15 protein-coding genes and 1 pseudogene are annotated in these 14,209 nt (G+C 75.6%); 12 read left to right on the top strand and 4 right to left on the bottom strand.

Annotation, left to right across the window (positions count from 1 at the left end):
* The 4 genes and pseudogenes from GA0070558_RS25505 to GA0070558_RS25490 form a co-directional block, all read left to right on the top strand.
* A pseudogene (locus GA0070558_RS25505) lies at positions 1–273 on the top strand (hypothetical protein); the annotation flags it as partial.
* 264 nt (positions 274–537) lie between these two features.
* On the top strand, positions 538–1,392 hold the full coding sequence (locus GA0070558_RS25500; protein WP_256092119.1) for a hypothetical protein: 855 nt from the start codon (positions 538–540) through the stop codon (positions 1,390–1,392).
* A 15-nt stretch (positions 1,393–1,407) separates the two neighbouring features.
* A complete protein-coding gene (locus GA0070558_RS25495; protein WP_043968627.1) occupies positions 1,408–2,379 on the top strand; it encodes a pirin family protein in 972 nt (323 codons plus the stop codon).
* Positions 2,380–2,445: 66 nt separating this feature from the next.
* Positions 2,446–3,108 (top strand): hypothetical protein, encoded by a 663-nt coding sequence (locus GA0070558_RS25490; protein ID WP_091284268.1) that lies wholly within the window; start codon positions 2,446–2,448, stop codon positions 3,106–3,108.
* 215 nt (positions 3,109–3,323) lie between these two features.
* Here the strand turns inward: GA0070558_RS25490 and GA0070558_RS25485 are convergent, their stop codons facing one another.
* Both GA0070558_RS25485 and GA0070558_RS25480 read right to left on the bottom strand, forming a co-directional pair.
* Positions 3,324–3,971: a DUF1345 domain-containing protein gene (locus tag GA0070558_RS25485; RefSeq protein ID WP_218107092.1), complete on the bottom strand. Its 648-nt coding sequence runs from the start codon at positions 3,969–3,971 to the stop codon at positions 3,324–3,326.
* A gap of 37 nt (positions 3,972–4,008) precedes the next feature.
* Positions 4,009–4,278: a DUF2795 domain-containing protein gene (locus GA0070558_RS25480; protein WP_043968632.1), complete on the bottom strand. Its 270-nt coding sequence runs from the start codon at positions 4,276–4,278 to the stop codon at positions 4,009–4,011.
* A 187-nt stretch (positions 4,279–4,465) separates the two neighbouring features.
* Here GA0070558_RS25480 and GA0070558_RS25475 point away from each other — a divergent pair, with 187 nt between their 5' ends.
* Positions 4,466–4,879 (top strand): DUF2267 domain-containing protein, encoded by a 414-nt coding sequence (locus GA0070558_RS25475; protein ID WP_043968634.1) that lies wholly within the window; start codon positions 4,466–4,468, stop codon positions 4,877–4,879.
* A gap of 69 nt (positions 4,880–4,948) precedes the next feature.
* Here the strand turns inward: GA0070558_RS25475 and GA0070558_RS25470 are convergent, their stop codons facing one another.
* Complete coding sequence (locus GA0070558_RS25470; RefSeq protein ID WP_091284265.1) at positions 4,949–6,151, bottom strand: CaiB/BaiF CoA transferase family protein; 1,203 nt, start codon at positions 6,149–6,151, stop codon at positions 4,949–4,951.
* A 259-nt stretch (positions 6,152–6,410) separates the two neighbouring features.
* Between GA0070558_RS25470 and GA0070558_RS25465 the strand changes: the two genes are divergently transcribed.
* The 7 genes from GA0070558_RS25465 to GA0070558_RS25430 all read left to right on the top strand — a co-directional run bounded on the left by GA0070558_RS25465 (position 6,411) and on the right by GA0070558_RS25430 (position 13,167).
* Positions 6,411–7,430, top strand: a complete 1,020-nt coding sequence (locus GA0070558_RS25465) for a TerC/Alx family metal homeostasis membrane protein (protein ID WP_091284263.1) — start codon at positions 6,411–6,413, stop codon at positions 7,428–7,430.
* A gap of 74 nt (positions 7,431–7,504) precedes the next feature.
* On the top strand, positions 7,505–8,095 hold the full coding sequence (locus GA0070558_RS25460; RefSeq protein ID WP_218107091.1) for a sulfite oxidase-like oxidoreductase: 591 nt from the start codon (positions 7,505–7,507) through the stop codon (positions 8,093–8,095).
* A complete protein-coding gene (locus GA0070558_RS25455; protein ID WP_218107090.1) occupies positions 8,092–8,826 on the top strand; it encodes a ferredoxin reductase in 735 nt (244 codons plus the stop codon). The genes GA0070558_RS25460 and GA0070558_RS25455 overlap by 4 nt, the downstream gene beginning before the upstream one ends.
* 19 nt (positions 8,827–8,845) lie before the next feature.
* Complete coding sequence (locus GA0070558_RS25450; protein WP_091284256.1) at positions 8,846–9,118, top strand: DUF6510 family protein; 273 nt, start codon at positions 8,846–8,848, stop codon at positions 9,116–9,118.
* A gap of 136 nt (positions 9,119–9,254) precedes the next feature.
* The gene (locus tag GA0070558_RS25445) at positions 9,255–10,412 is read left to right on the top strand and encodes a ThiF family adenylyltransferase (protein WP_218107089.1); all 1,158 of its coding nucleotides are present in this window, start codon (positions 9,255–9,257) and stop codon (positions 10,410–10,412) included.
* Positions 10,409–11,674 (top strand): hypothetical protein, encoded by a 1,266-nt coding sequence (locus tag GA0070558_RS25440; RefSeq protein WP_091284252.1) that lies wholly within the window; start codon positions 10,409–10,411, stop codon positions 11,672–11,674. Before GA0070558_RS25445 ends, GA0070558_RS25440 begins: the two co-directional genes overlap by 4 nt.
* Before the next feature lie 269 nt (positions 11,675–11,943).
* Positions 11,944–13,167, top strand: coding sequence for an alpha/beta hydrolase-fold protein (locus tag GA0070558_RS25430; protein WP_091284248.1), 1,224 nt, complete (start codon positions 11,944–11,946; stop codon positions 13,165–13,167).
* Here the strand turns inward: GA0070558_RS25430 and GA0070558_RS25425 are convergent.
* The gene (locus tag GA0070558_RS25425; protein ID WP_091284246.1) at positions 13,083–14,207 is read right to left on the bottom strand and encodes a glycosyltransferase; all 1,125 of its coding nucleotides are present in this window, start codon (positions 14,205–14,207) and stop codon (positions 13,083–13,085) included. The two genes, GA0070558_RS25430 and GA0070558_RS25425, sit on opposite strands and share 85 nt — an antisense overlap.
* Between the last annotated feature and the right edge of the window lie 2 nt (positions 14,208–14,209).

The raw sequence follows: 14,209 nt of genomic DNA, 5'->3' as shown, positions 1-14,209 counted from the left end.
AACCTGGGTCACCTGGGTGACCGCAACGACCACGACTCCCTCGGCCTGTTCCAGCAGCGCCCGTCCAGCGGCTGGGGTTCGCCGGAGCAGATCACCGACCCGCAGTACGCGACCACGGCGTTCCTCAAGGGCCTCCGACAGGTCGACGGCTGGCAGGACATGCCCCTGACCGACGCCGCCCAGACCGTCCAGGTCTCCGCCTACCCCGACGCCTACGCCCAGTGGGAACAGCAGGCCGCCGACCTCGTCACCCAGCACTGGAACAACAGCTGACACCACACACCCACGCACGCCACCCACCGGCCGGGCCCCGACAACAGGGGCCCGGCCGGCAGCGTCTCCACCTCACCCAGCCGAGTGTTAGGAAGGGGCCCCTCCTATACAGAAAGCGTTAACAAGGGGCCCTTCCTTGCAAGCCGAGGGGCGGACTGATCCGATCCCGGGTCGGGTACGTACTGCCTGGCGGGGACCGCGAAAGGGGAGCACATGCCGGGTTCGGAGCATGACGCGTACCGCCGCCCGGGGGTCGCTCCTCCAGTGCCCGCACCGGTCGTCGAGGTGACCGGGGACCCTGTCCCGGAGCCGCCCGCCCCGGCCTGGCCGCGCGGCGTACGCCTCATGGTCGCCGCCGCGGTCGTGGTGCTGGCGCTGGGCGCGGGTGCGGTGGCGGTGACCCTGGCCAATCCGGACCGGCTGGGGGTGGCGTTCTCCGGTGGCCGGCCGGACGTCGGGTCGACGGTGCCGCTGGCGGCCGAGCCCGGCGGCGGGGGAGCGTCGGCGGACGGCCGGGTGCTCACCGCGCCCCTGGCCGGGCGGACCCGGGCGAGTTTCGAGCTGGTCGACGGGCTGACCACGTTCGACCTGCGGATCGACGACCTCGGCGAGGACCTGTACCGGATCGCCAGCCCCGCCGACGGCGGGGTGGATCCCCGGCCGGAGCTCGTCGGCGACCGGATGCGGCTGCGGATGGCGCCGAGCGGGCGGCGCGGTCCGGCCGTCGCGGAGGTCGTGTTGAACTCCCGGGTGACCTGGCGGCTGCGGCTGGCCGGCGGGGTGACCGAGCAGGTGCTGGACCTGACCCGGGGTCGGCTCGCCGGGCTGGAGCTGGCCGCCGGGGCCACCCGCGTCGACCTGCGCCTGCCCCGGGTCGTCGGCACGCTGACGGTGCGGCTGACCGGCGGGATCAACCAGCTGGTGGTCCGGGTGCCCGGGGCGCTGCCGACGCGGGTCCGTTCGGGTGCCGGCGCGGGCGCGGTCACCGTCTACGACCGGCACCGTCAGGGGGTGGCGGCCGGCGCGGTGATCAGCTCGCCGGACTGGGACCGCCGGGCCGACCGGGTGTACGTCGACATGGTGGCCGGGGCCAACACGGTGACCGTCGAGGGGGCCTGAGCGTACAGTCGGGCGGTGGATCGTACGGAATCTCTGCCGGCGCAGACCCGACCACCGGGCGTGGCGCCCGCCGACCCGGGCAGCGTGTTGCTGCCGGGCCACGACGTGCCGCTCGGCCGCTACACGACGGTGCGTCGGCTGCTGCCGCAGCGTCAGCGGCGGATGGTCGGGGCCTGGTGCTTCGTCGACCACTTCGGCCCGGACGACGTCGCGCAGCGGCCCGGCATGGAGGTGCCGCCCCACCCGCACACGGGCCTGCAGACGGTGACCTGGCTGCTCGACGGGGAGATCGTGCACCGGGACAGCCTCGGCAACGTGCAGCCGATCCGCCCGGGGCAGCTCAACGTGATGACCTCCGGCCACGGCATCGCGCACTCGGAGCGGTCTCCGGCGCAGCATCCGCCGGTGATGCACGGGGTGCAGTTGTGGGTGGCCCTGCCGGACCCGGCGCGGGCCGGTGGGCCGGGCTTCGCCCACCACGAGGACCTGCCGGTGTGGCGCGACGGGGACACCGACGTGACGCTGCTGGTGGGCGAGCTGGGCGGGGAGCGTTCCCCGGCCGTCGTGCACACTCCGCTGCTCGGCGCGCAGCTCACCGCCCGGGGCGCGGCGCCGGCCCGGCTGCCGTTGCGCCGCGACTTCGAGTACGCGCTGCTGGCGATGTCCGGTGCCGCCGAGGTGGGTGACGTGTCGGTGGAGCCGGGCGCGCTGCTCTATCTCGGCCTGGGGCGGGAGAGCCTGACCCTGGCTGCCGCCCCGGGCAGCCGCCTGCTGCTGCTCGGCGGGGAGCCGTTCGAGGAGCCGTTGGTGATGTGGTGGAACTTCGTCGGCCGGTCGCACGAGGAGATCGCCGCGGCGCGCGAGGACTGGACGGCGGGCCGCCGCTTCGGGGTGGTGGCGGACGACGCGGCCCCGCCGCTGCCGGCGCCCGCCCTGCCGACCACCCGGCTGCTGGCCCGCACCCGGCACGGCGAGATCCTGCGCTGAGCCGGTGCCGCCTGCCCCGCCGCCGCCCGCCAGGCGTGGCCGGCGGTGTCGCGGGTAGTCGCGGGCATGCCGACCACCGCGATCTCCAGCATCGAGGACAAGAAGCGCCTGGTACGCCGCCTGGCGGGCGACGGGCGCGGTTTCGCCGAGCAGTACGGCTTCCGGGTCACCAACAACCCGTCCAGCCTGTTCCAACTGCTCACTCTGTCGGTCCTGCTGGCCCGCAGGGGTGACTTCCGGTGTGCCGTGGCCGCCGCGGCGGCGCTGCGTGACTCCGGTTGGGACAGCGCCGCCCGGCTGGCCCGGTCGTTGCACGCCGACCGGGTGCGCGTGTTGCGCGGGGCCGGGTTGCGCGGCGACGTCGACGCGCTCGCCGACGGCCTCGGCGACCTGGCCCGTACGGTCGTGGAGCGCTACCGGGGCGACCTGCGCCGGCTGCGCGGGGCGGCCCACCACGACCCGGCCGTCGAGCGGACGCTGCTGGCCGGGTTGCCGGGCGTCGACGGCGAGGCGGTGGCGTTGTTCCTGCGCGAGGCGCAGGCGTTGTGGCGGGAGGTGGCCCCGGTGGCGGACCGGCGGGCGCTGGTGGCGGCCCGCCGGCTGGGGCTGGGCGGGTCGGCGGCCGATCTGGCGGCCCTGGCGGGCGGCGGCGAGTCGGAGCGGCTCGCCTGGCTGGTCGGCGCGCTCGCCCGGGTGGACCTGGAGCAGCGGTACGGCGAGCTCACCTGAGGTGCGCTGGCCCACAGTTTTCCCGAGAACTGACCGTTCGGACGATGGTGCCGGTAGGATGATCTCGGCAGTTGACTCCCGTCCTCATCGGGTGGGAGTGGCCGCCCGGCGGTGCGGTCCGGTTCGGGCCGCGTTCACCGCCGGGGCACAGGTTCTGCGTGGCGCCCCGGGCCGCGGTTCGCGGCCCGGGGCGCCCGTCTGTCGTGGCGGCCCGCTCACCCGGCCAGCCCCACCACCAGGTTCACCGTCGCGGCGATGATCACCGCCCCGAACAGGTACGACAGCAGCGAGTGCCGCAGCGCGGTGGTGCGCATCTCGTTGCTGGTCAGGTTCGTGTCGGAGACCTGGAAGGTCATCCCCACGGTGAACGCCAGGTAGGCGAAGTCCGAGTAGCGGGGGCGCTCCCGCTGGTGGAACATCACCCCGCCGTCGGGCCCCGTGTAGTAGATCCGGGCGTACCGGGCGGTGTGGACGGTATGCACCACCAGCCAGGAGAGCAGCACGCTCACCACGCCCAGCCCGCCGTACGCGTCGCGGAGCGGCCCCGGCGGGGCGCTGTGCGCGTACAGCAGCACGACCGCCACCGCCAGCAGGCTGGCCAGGCAGGCGACCAGCAGCAGCACGTCGCGCACGGCCCGGCTCCAGTCCTCCCGGCCGGCGAGCCGGGCGGTGCCCTCGCCGTCCAGCGGCCACAGCGTGCGCCACACCAGCACCAGCCAGCTCAGCGCCGCCGCGTCCCAGCCGACGAGCGGGCCGAGCCGTGGCGAGCCGACCAGCGCGAACAGGCCGCCGGCCAGCAGCCCGATCACCGCCATCACGAGCAGTTGAGCCGCCGCCGGGAGGTGGCCGTCCGCGCGCCGCACCGCCGCGTACCCACTCGCCCGCGCCGCCGGCGGGCGGTCAGATGCGCCGCAGGTGCTGCGAGACCCGGGTGTGCGGCTCCCGGGCCTGCGCCGCCCGCCGTGCCGGGCCGGCCTCGGGGGCGGCCTCGATGCCGGCGGACCGGGCCACCTCGGTGCCGTTGGCGTAGTCCACGGGGGGCAGGGCCCGCAGGGCGCGCAGCACGTCCGGCGGGGCGCCCTCCCGTTCCGCCTCGCGGACCACGTCGGCCTTGTCCGCCGGGTAGTCGAGGCTGGACAGGTACTGCAGGACGTCGTCGTAGCTCGCCATGGGTGCGCTCCTCGTCGCCGCGATCGGGGTTCCCGACCGGCGGCGGTTACCCACCGTGGGGCCGCCCACGCCCGCGCGGGGGCCTGCGATCGTCGCCGCCCGGCCGCCGTTTCCACCCCCGTTCGGCGGGTACGCGACCCCCCTCCTGCGGGCGCGACCGGCCCGAGGCAGCGGAAGGAGCGCCGTCATGAACTACGACACCTTCGTCGACCAGGTGGCCCTGCGGGCGCGGGTCCCGGGCGAGCGGGCCGTCGAGCTGACCCGGGCCACGCTGGAGACGCTCGCCGAGCGGTTGACCGGCGGCGAGGTGCTCGACCTCGCGGCGCAGCTGCCGAAGCCGCTGCAGCTGGTCCTGCGGCCCAGCCCGGACACCGAGGCCGCCGACCGGTTCGGCGCGGCCGAGTTCGTCGCCCGGGTCGGCCAGCGGGCCGGGCTCGACGAGCGGGCCGCCCGGGAGGCTGTCCGGGCGGTGTTCACCACGCTGCGCGAGGCGGTGACGGGCGGGGAGTTCGACGACATCGTGGTGCAGATGCCGCGCGACTACCGGGACATGGTGGAGCCGGCGCTCGCCCCGGGCGCGGCCGTCCCGCGCCGGCCCTGACCGTCCGGCGCGGTTAGGAAGGGACCCCTGTACGACAGAATGCGTTAACAGGGGGCCCTTCCTTGCACCTCAGGCGACCGCGCCGGCGGCGCGGAGGGCGGCGATCCGGTCGGCGGCGAAGCCGGCCTCCGCCAGGACCTCGTCGGTGTGCTCGCCGGGGTGCGGGGGCGGCCGGCGCAGGGCCGTCGGCGTGCCGGAGAACCGGGGCGCCGGGGCCGGCTGGGTCGCACCGGCGTGCTCCACGAACACCCGCCGGGCCGCCAGGTGCGGATGCTGCGGGGCCTCCCGCCAGTCGAGCACCGGCGCGACGCAGGCGTCCGAGTCGCCGAGCAGGGCCGTCCACTCGTCGCGGGTGCGGGTGCGGAACAGCCGCGCCCACGCGGCCCGCAGGGCCGGCCAGTTCGCCGGGTCGGTGCGCTCCGGCGCGTCGTCGCCGGGCAGCGGGAACCCGGTGCGGCGCACCAGCTCGTCGTAGAAGCGGGGCTCCAGGGCGCCGACCGCGAGGTGCCGGCCGTCGGCGCACTCGTACGTGTCGTAGAACGGCGCGCCGCCGTCGAGCAGGTTCACCCCGCGCGGGTCCTGCCACCTGCCGACCCCGCGCAGCGAGTGGATCATCGTCGTGAGCACCGACACGCCGTCCACGATGGCCGCGTCGACGACCTGGCCCGGCGCCCCGGCGCGGACGGCGTAGAGGGCGGCGACGACGCCCAGGGCCAGCATCATCCCGCCGCCGCCGAAGTCGCCGAGCAGGTTCATCGGCGGCACCGGGCGCTCCCCGGCCCGGCCGACGCCGTGCAGCGCCCCGGTCAGCGCCAGGTAGCCGATGTCGTGCCCCGCGTACGGGGCCAGCGGGCCGTCCTGCCCCCAGCCGGTCATCCGCCCGTACACCAGGCGGGCGTTGGCCGCGAGGCAGTCGGCGGGGCCGAGGCCCAGGCGTTCGGTCACCCCGGGGCGGAAGCCCTCGATCAGCGCGTCCGCGCCGCCGGCCAGGGCGCGTACCGCCTCCCGGCCCCCGGCCGACTTGAGGTCCACGGCGATGGAGCGGCGGCCCCGGTGGAGCAGGTCCGGGTGCGGGGTGCCGAAGGCGGCCGCGTCCACGTCGGTGGCCCGGTCCACCCGGATCACGTCAGCGCCCAGGTCGGCCAGCATCATCGCGGCGAACGGGCCGGGCCCGATGCCGGCCAGTTCGATCACGCGTACCCCGGTGAGGGGGCCGACCGGGCCGCCACCGGCCGCCGGGTCCGCGTCGGGGTGGTGTGCGCGCTCGCTCACCCGGACACCATAGGCGCGCGCGGGCGTCCCGGGACAGGCCGTACGGACCGCCACAGCCACCGGGGCATCACCCCTGGTGACAGGTCGGTGTCGGCTTGGCGAGTCGCCCGGGACTGGCCTAACCTGGTCCCACGAGGGGAGTACTTCCCACGAACCATTCCGGTCAGTACGGCGTGCCCCGGGCGCGCCTCGGGTGGTTGCCCACGGAACCGTGGGTGAAGGAGACCTCGAACATGACACGGTGTTCGAGGAGACCCATATGACCGAATCGTCCCTTCTTGCTGCCGGCGCGCTGTCCTCGATCGGCACCCCCACCCTCTGGGCGGTGACCATCGCCGGGGTGCTCGCGCTGCTCGTGCTGGACTTCCTCGTCACCCGCCGTCCGCACGAGGTGTCGATCAGGGAGGCGCTCGGCTGGTCGGCGTTCTACGTCGCCCTCCCGCTCGCCTTCGGCGCGTGGATCTGGTCGCGCTACGGCTCCCAGCAGGGCGTGGAGTACCTCACCGGTTACCTGGTGGAGAAGTCGCTCTCGGTCGACAACCTCTTCGTCTTCATGCTGCTGCTGGCCGCGTTCGCGGTGCCGGCCGTGCTCGCCCAGCGCGTGCTGCTCTACGGCATCGCCGGTGCGCTGGTGCTGCGCGCCGTCTTCATCGCCCTCGGCGCGGCGGCGCTGCAGACCCTGGACTTCGCCTTCCTGCTCTTCGCCATCATCCTGATCGCCACCGCCGTCAAGCTGCTCCGCGACGCCCTCTCCGGCCACGAGCAGGAGGTGGACATCAACAAGATGCGGTCGGTGAAGCTGCTGCGCAGGTTCATGCCGGTCGTCGACGAATACCAGGGCACGAAGATGACCGTCCGGCTGGGCGGCCGCCGGGCGCTCACCCCCCTCGCGCTCGTGGTGGTCGCGGTGCTCGCCACCGACGTGGTCTTCGCCGTCGACTCGGTGCCGGCCGTCTACGGCATCACCGAGGACCCGTACCTGGTCTTCGCCACCAACGCCTTCGCGCTGCTCGGGCTGCGGGCGCTCTACTTCGTGCTGCACGCCGCGCTCAGCCGGCTCGTGCACCTCAGCTACGGCCTGGCGATCATCCTCGCCTTCATCGGCGTCAAGCTCGGCCTGCACTGGGCGCACGGCATCTGGTCCGGCGTGCCGGAGATCCCGACCCTGGCCTCGCTCGGCGTGATCATCGGCGTGCTGGTCGTCGTCACGCTCACCAGCCTCCGGGCCACCCGCCACGCCCCGCCGGGCGACAAGGAGGTCGTCGCCGACCGGCACTGACCGTGCGCGCCCGTCTGTCCGGGCGAACGGTACCGCCGTGCTCCCACAGGTGGTACGACTGACGGGTGGGAATCGTGTCACCAGGCTTCCAGGGCCGGCGCCGCTCCGCGGGGCCGGCCCTGCCGCCCGGGCAGTACCTCACCGAGGACTTCCCGGTGCTCTCCGCCGGCCCGACGCCGAGGGTGCGGCCGGACGCCTGGGAGTTCGTCGTCACCACCGAGACCGGCACGGAGCACCGCTGGACGTGGGCCGAGTTCACCGCCCTGCCGCAGGAGACCCCGACGGTCGACATCCACTGCGTGACCCGCTGGTCCAAGCTCGGCACCACCTGGCAGGGCGTCTCGCTCGACGTGCTGCTCGACGGCGTCGACACCGACGCGGCGTACGCGCTGGTCCACTCCTACGGCGGGTACACCACGAACCTGCCGCTGGCCGACCTGCGCGGCGGACGCGCCTGGGTGGTGCACGGCTACGACGGCCGGGACCTGCCCGCCGAACACGGCGGACCGGCCCGGCTGCTGGTGCCCCACCTCTACCTGTGGAAGTCCGCCAAGTGGGTGCGCGGCATGCGGCTCGGCGTCACCGACACCCCCGGCTTCTGGGAGACCGCCGGCTACCACGACTACGGCGACCCGTGGCGCGAGCAGCGCTACGCCGGCGATTGAGCGCCCCGCTGGGCTGGCGGGTGGCCCGGCTCGTCGAGCGCCGCACCGAGACGCCGACCGCGCAGACCCTCGTGCTCGACGTCCCCGGCTGGCCCGGCCACCTGCCCGGCCAGCACGTCGACGTCCGGCTCACCGCCCCCGACGGCTACCAGGCCGCCCGGTCGTACTCCCTCGCCGGGCCCGCCGAGGGCGACCGCGTCGCGCTGACCGTGCAGCGCGTGCCCGACGGGGAGGTCTCCCCGTACCTGATCGACACCTGGGCGACCGGCGACCCGGTGGAGGTGCGCGGCCCCGTCGGCGGGTGGTTCGTGTGGCGGCCGACCGAGACCGCGCCGGTGCTGCTGGTCGCCGGCGGCTCGGGCGTGGTGCCGCTGATGGCGATGGTCCGCGCGCGCCGCGCCGCCGGCAGCCGGGCCCCGTTCCGGCTGATCTACTCCGCGCGCACGCAGGCCGACGTGATCTACGCCGACGAGCTGCGCCGCCGGGCCCGCGACGACCAGGGCCTCGACGTGGCGTACGTCTACACCCGCGCCGCCCCGGACGGCTGGCGGGGCGAGCCACACCGCATCGGGCTGGCCGACGTGAACACCCACGGCTGGCCGGCCGAGCTGGAGCCGCTGTGCTACGTCTGCGGCCCGACCGGTTTCGTGGAGACGGTGGCGGACCTGCTGGTGGGGCTGGGTCACCCGCCGCGCCGCGTCCGCACCGAACGCTTCGGCCCCACCGGCTGACCGCCGACGAGGAGACCCCATGACCGACATGTCCTACCTGGACGGCAACATGCTCGACGGCCCGCTGCGGGAGGTCTTCGCGGTGGACGTCAGCGGGGCCACCGGGCGCTGCGCGTCGTGCGGCGCGACCGGTCCGATGGCGGGCCTGCGGGTCTACTCCCACGCGCCCGGCCTGGTGGCCCGCTGCCCGGCCTGCGCGGAGGTGATGCTGCGCCTGGTGCGCGGGCCCGACCGGGCCTGGCTCGACCTGCGCGGCATCACTTTCCTCCAGGTGCCGCTGCCGCCGGCCTAGCGACGGCCGGGGCCGGGCCCGCGGACGGCGCGGCCTACCGTCGGGTAACCGTTCGGACACGGGGTGTTGCATTCGTCGCCGCCGTCCGCCAGGCTGATCGCCAAGACAGCGATCTGCCGTACGGGGGCGAGGATCGATGGCTTCACTCATCACGTCCGGGTGGTATCCGCAGGTGAAACCCGAGCACGGTCTGCACCGGCTGCCCGGCGGGCGGGTCCGCATCGGCGGCTCGGTCTACGGCATCGCCGCCGAGGTGCTCGACACCACCGGCGCGATCTGGACGACGCTGCGCGCCGCCGACGGCACCCGCAGCGCCGAGGAGATCGTCGCCCGGGTCCTCGCCGCGCACCCCACCGAGACGGCGCGGGCGGTGCGCGCCGCGCTGGACCAGTTCGCCGCCGCCGGCTACCTCGACGACGCGGCGGCCCCCGACCCGCCGGAGCTCACCGACCGGGACCGGGAACGCTACGACCGCAGCCGCCGCCTCCACCGGTGGATCGACATGGTCCCGCGCGCCACCTCCTGGGAGCCGCAGGTGGCCCTGAAGCGGGCCCGGGCGGTCGTCGTCGGGCTGGGTGGCACCGGCGGGGCCGTCGCGCTCGCCCTCGCCGCGAGCGGCGTGGGACGGCTGCACTGCGTCGACCCCGACGTGGTCGAGCTGTCCAACCTCAACCGACAGACCGTGTACGTCGAGGACGACATCGGCCGGCCCAAGGTGGACGTCGCCGTCGCCCGGCTGCGCCAGCTCAACTCCGACATCGAGGTCACCGGCGAGCGGGCGGAAGTGCGCGGGCCGGCCGACCTGCGGCGGCTGGCCGCCGACCGCGACGTGCTGGTGCTCTGCGCCGACCGGCCGGGTGCCATCCGGGCCTGGGCCAACCGGGTCTGCCTGGACACCGGCACCCCGTGGGTCGACGCCGGCTACCACGGCCCGGTGGTGACGGCGGCGGCCTACCTGCCCGGTCTCGGGCCCTGCTACGAGTGCTTCTGGCTGGCCGAGCACGACAAGCGCCGCCGCGACGACCCGGCCGCCGAGTACACGGTGGAGCGGGAGAGCAGCAGCGCCGTCAGCGCCGCCTCCGCCGGGCTCTCCGGCCACCTCGCCGCCCACCTGGCGTCGGCGCTGCTCACCGGCGTGCCGGCCGTGCGCCCCGGCCAGCTCCAGGGGATCAACCTGGTCGCCGCCGACCAGCACTTCCTCATCGCCCACCCGCCGCACCCGCGCTGCCCGGCCGGCTGCGGCGGCGAGGAGGTCGACGCGGTGGTCGCCACCGGCCGGACGCAGCGCCGGTGAGCGTCGAGGTGGCCGGCTCCTGCCGGATCCTGCTGCACGAGCTGCGCATCCGCCCCGACGGCGACGACTGGATCGTCGGGCGGGTCGACACCGGTGACTTCGTCGCCGTGCCGGAGATCGCGGCGGCCGCCCTGCGGCTGCTCGGGGCGGGCCACAGCGTCGACGAGACCCACCGGCGGCTGCGCGCCGAGCGGGGGCGCGAGATCGACGTCGCCGGGTTCGTCCGCGACCTGGTCGGGCTGGGCTTCGTCGCCGCCGTCGACGGCCGGCCGGTGCCCGGCGCGCCGGTGCCCGCGCCGACCCTGCCCCGGCTGCGCCCGCGGCACGTGCGGTGGCTCGTCACCCGCCCCGTCGCCGGCGCGGCGCTGGCGGTGACCGGGGCCGCCGCGGTGACGGCGCTGCTCGCCCCCGGCGTCCTGCCGAGCCACCGCGACCTGCTCTGGAGCCCACACGCCAGCCTCGTGCTGGCCGGCAACGCGGCCGTCGCCTGGTCGATCATCCTGCTGCACGAGCTGGCACACCTGCTGACCGCGCGCGCCCACGGGGTGCCGGGCCGGCTGGGGCTGGGCACCCGGCTGCAGTTCCTGGTCGCCCAGACCGACGTGAGCGGCATCTGGGCCGCGCCCCGGTCGGCCCGGCTCACCGTCTACCTCGCCGGCATGGTGGTCAACGTCGTCGTCGCGTCCGTGGCCGTGCTCGTCCGGGCCGCCGCCGCGCCGGGCACCCCGGTCGACCGGGCCGCCGCCGTGGTGCTGCTGCTCGCCGTGCTGCCGCTGCCGGTGCAGTTCCTCGTCTTCATGCGCACCGACGTCTACTTCGTCCTGCAGGACGTGGCGGGCGCGCGCAACCTCTACGCCGACGGCGCCGCGTACGCCCGGTGGTGGCTGCGGCGGGCGGCCCGCCGGCCCGGCGCCGACCCGAGCCTGGCGCTGCCCGCCCGGGAACGCTCGGCCGTCCGCTGGTACGCGCTGCTGCTGGTCGTCGGCACCGCCGCCTGCCTCGCCGTGGCCGCCACCGTCACCGTGCCGTTCACCCTCGCGCTGCTCGTCGACGCCGCCGGCGGCCTGCGCCCGGGCGGCGACCCGGTCGACCGGTTCGACGCCGCCGTCACCGCCGCCGTGTTCGGCGGCTCCTGGGCGGTGTGGGGCTGGGCGTGGTGGCGGCGGCACGGGCGGCGGCTGCACGCCCGTCGCCGCGCCCGCCGGGCCGGGCCGGAGGCGGTGGCGGGGATGGCCGGTCACGAGTCGACGGGAGGGAGGTGAGAGACGTGGAGCAGATCGTCATTCGGAAGCTGGACAAGGTGGAGACGACCAGTGCGAGCAACCCCAGCGGCAACTGAGCCGGGGCCCCGCCGGCGCGCCCTCGGCGTGCCGGTGTCGGCGGCGCGGCGGCGACGGCTGCCGTCGGCCGCCCCGCCGCCGCGCCCGCCCCGCCCCGGGCGTCGGCCCCCAGCACCCTGATCCACCGCCCCACCACCCCGATACACCACCCGCCCCTCCGACCCGATCGACCAGACAGACAGGGACCAGCCGTGCCCGAGACCAGCCCCCGCATCGCCCGCCTGCTGCACGACCTGCGCGCCGGCGGCGCGCAGGTGCTCGCCGACTTCTGGCGGGAGGTCGCCGCCCGGGGCACGCCCCTGATCGAGCGGATCGACGGCGACAGCGCCCTGGTGACCTTCCTGTGGCGGGGCGAGGCGGCCCAGACCACCACCGGCTGGGGCATCGACCTGACGCTGCGCCGCGTCCCGGGCACCGACCTGTGGCACGGCTCCCAGCGGCTGCCGGTCGACCTGCGCACCATCTACTTCCTGCGGCACGGCTCGCCGGAGCTGCCGACCGACGCCACCGGCCGGGGCCCCACCCACCTCGACCTGCTCAACCACCACCCGTTCCGGTTGCCCGCCGACCCCGCCGACCCCAACGACCGGGAGCTGTGGGCGTCCCTGCTGGAACTGCCGAAGGCCCCCGACGAGCCCTGGATCCGGCACCACCCCGGCGTGCCCCGGGGCACCGTGCTGAGCACGGGCGTGCGCACCGCCGCGTGGGGCGGCCGGCGACGCGTCGCGGTCTACCGGCCGGCGGTCCCGGCCGCCGGGCCGCTGCCCCTGCTGGTGGTCTTCGACGGCTACCTGTCCCGGGCGCTGCTGCGGGTGCCCGCGACGCTGGACAACCTCATCGCCGCCGGGCGGATCCCGCCGACCCTGGCGCTGTTCGTCTCGGCCCCCAGCGGGGCGCGCCGGATGGCCGAGCTGCGCCCGTCGGCCGCGCTGCGCGCGTTCGTCACCCGGGAGCTGCTGCCCTGGGCCCGCCGGCGCTGGGCGGTCACCGACGACCCCGCCCGGCGGGTCATCGCGGGCTCGTCGCTGGGCGGGCTCGCCGCCGCGTACGTGGCGCTGGCCGCCCCCAGGGCGTTCGGCGCGGTGATCGCCCAGTCCGGCAGCTTCTGGTGGCCGGCGTCGACGCAGCCCGACGAGCGGGAGTGGCTGACCCGCGCGTACGCCGGCTGGCCCGCCGCGCCCGTGCGGTTCTACCTGGACGTGGGGGACCGGGAGAACACCTGGCCCCGCCCCGGGCAGGTCGACCAGCTCTCCGTCAACCGCCGGTTCCGGGACCTGCTGGTCGCGCGCGGCCACCAGGTGACCTACGCCGAGTACCGGGGCGGGCACGACTACGTCAACTGGCGGCGCACCTTCGCCGAGGGGCTGCTCGCCGTCCTCGGCGGCCAACGGGAGCCCATGTCGTCGTCGGCGTGACGGTGCGGCGGAACGGGGCGGGCGGGACGGGGGAAGACGACGTACCGCTGGGCCAGGAAGCCGGCGGCGAAGAGCGTTGGTTCGGTGAGGACCTTGGCGGCCACGACCGATCCGGTCAGCATCGCCAGCGACTCGATCATGGCCACGTTCGCGGCGAGCACCGTGAGCGCCAGCAGGGCGTAACGTCCGGTCGAGGCCACGATCGGGGCCCGGGCCCGGCCACCTCCGAAGATCCAGCACCGGTTGACGGTGAAGTTGACGGTGGCGCTGATCAGCCTGGCGGCGACCGCCGCGACGAGGACGCTGCCGGTCGTGCCCGCGAAGACGAGGAAGAGGATGGCGTCGATGCTGAAACCGAGCAGCGACGACGCGGTGAAGGCGAACAGGGGACGGTAGATCCGCGCCGAGTCCCGCAGCGGCCGGAAGTGTGAGGACGCGTTGCCGGCCAGGTAGACCGTGGCGATCTCCACCTCCTCGATCCGCAGCCCTTCCCGCACGGCGCGCAGCAGCAGCCGCACCTCGTACTCGAAGCGGTCCCCGCCGACGGTGCCGAGCCAGCCGAGCATGCGGGCCGGGTAGCCGCGTAGGCCGGTCTGGGTGTCGCGGAGCGTCCGTCCGGTCGCCGCCCGGAAGACCAGGCGGGTGGCCGCGTTGCCGAACCGGCTGCGCGCCGGGACGCCGCCGGTGAACCGCCGCGCGCCCAGCACCATGTCGGCGCCCGAGGCGGCGAGGCGGTCGGCGACCGCTCGGACATCCTCGGGCCGGTGCTGGCCGTCGCTGTCGGCGCAGACCACGTCCCGGCCCGGGTGGTGGTCGCGAAGGTGGGCGAATCCTGTCCGTAGCGCGTGGCCCTTGCCCCGGTTGACCGGCAGGGTCACCACCTCCGCGCCCAGCCCGGCAGCCCGGGCGAAAAGGTCGGCGTAACCGGGCCCGCTGCCGTCGTCGACGACGACGACGCGGTGCCGGTCCAGGTCGCGGATCAGGTGCAGGAGCTTCTCGTCCGGCTCGTACGCGGGAACGAGGACGACCGCGGTGGCCATGC

Source organism: Micromonospora haikouensis, assembly GCF_900091595.1.
Classification (GTDB): Bacteria; Actinomycetota; Actinomycetes; order Mycobacteriales; family Micromonosporaceae; genus Micromonospora; species Micromonospora haikouensis.
The sequence above is the reverse complement of the archived record's forward strand: the minus strand, read 5'-3'. Positions and strand labels throughout refer to the sequence as shown.

What these genes read in the sequence shown, in the direction of transcription:
- GA0070558_RS25490 (WP_091284268.1), top strand. Translation starts at nt 2,446, where the DNA reads ATGCCGACCACCGCGATCTCCAGCATCGAGGACAAGAAGCGCCTGGTA.
- GA0070558_RS25480 (WP_043968632.1), bottom strand. Translation starts at nt 4,278, where the DNA reads ATGGCGAGCTACGACGACGTCCTGCAGTACCTGTCCAGCCTCGACTAC.
- GA0070558_RS25475 (WP_043968634.1), top strand. Translation starts at nt 4,466, where the DNA reads ATGAACTACGACACCTTCGTCGACCAGGTGGCCCTGCGGGCGCGGGTC.
- GA0070558_RS25465 (WP_091284263.1), top strand. Translation starts at nt 6,411, where the DNA reads ATGACCGAATCGTCCCTTCTTGCTGCCGGCGCGCTGTCCTCGATCGGC.
- GA0070558_RS25450 (WP_091284256.1), top strand. Translation starts at nt 8,846, where the DNA reads ATGACCGACATGTCCTACCTGGACGGCAACATGCTCGACGGCCCGCTG.
- GA0070558_RS25445 (WP_218107089.1), top strand. Translation starts at nt 9,255, where the DNA reads ATGGCTTCACTCATCACGTCCGGGTGGTATCCGCAGGTGAAACCCGAG.
- GA0070558_RS25425 (WP_091284246.1), bottom strand. Translation starts at nt 14,207, where the DNA reads ATGGCCACCGCGGTCGTCCTCGTTCCCGCGTACGAGCCGGACGAGAAG.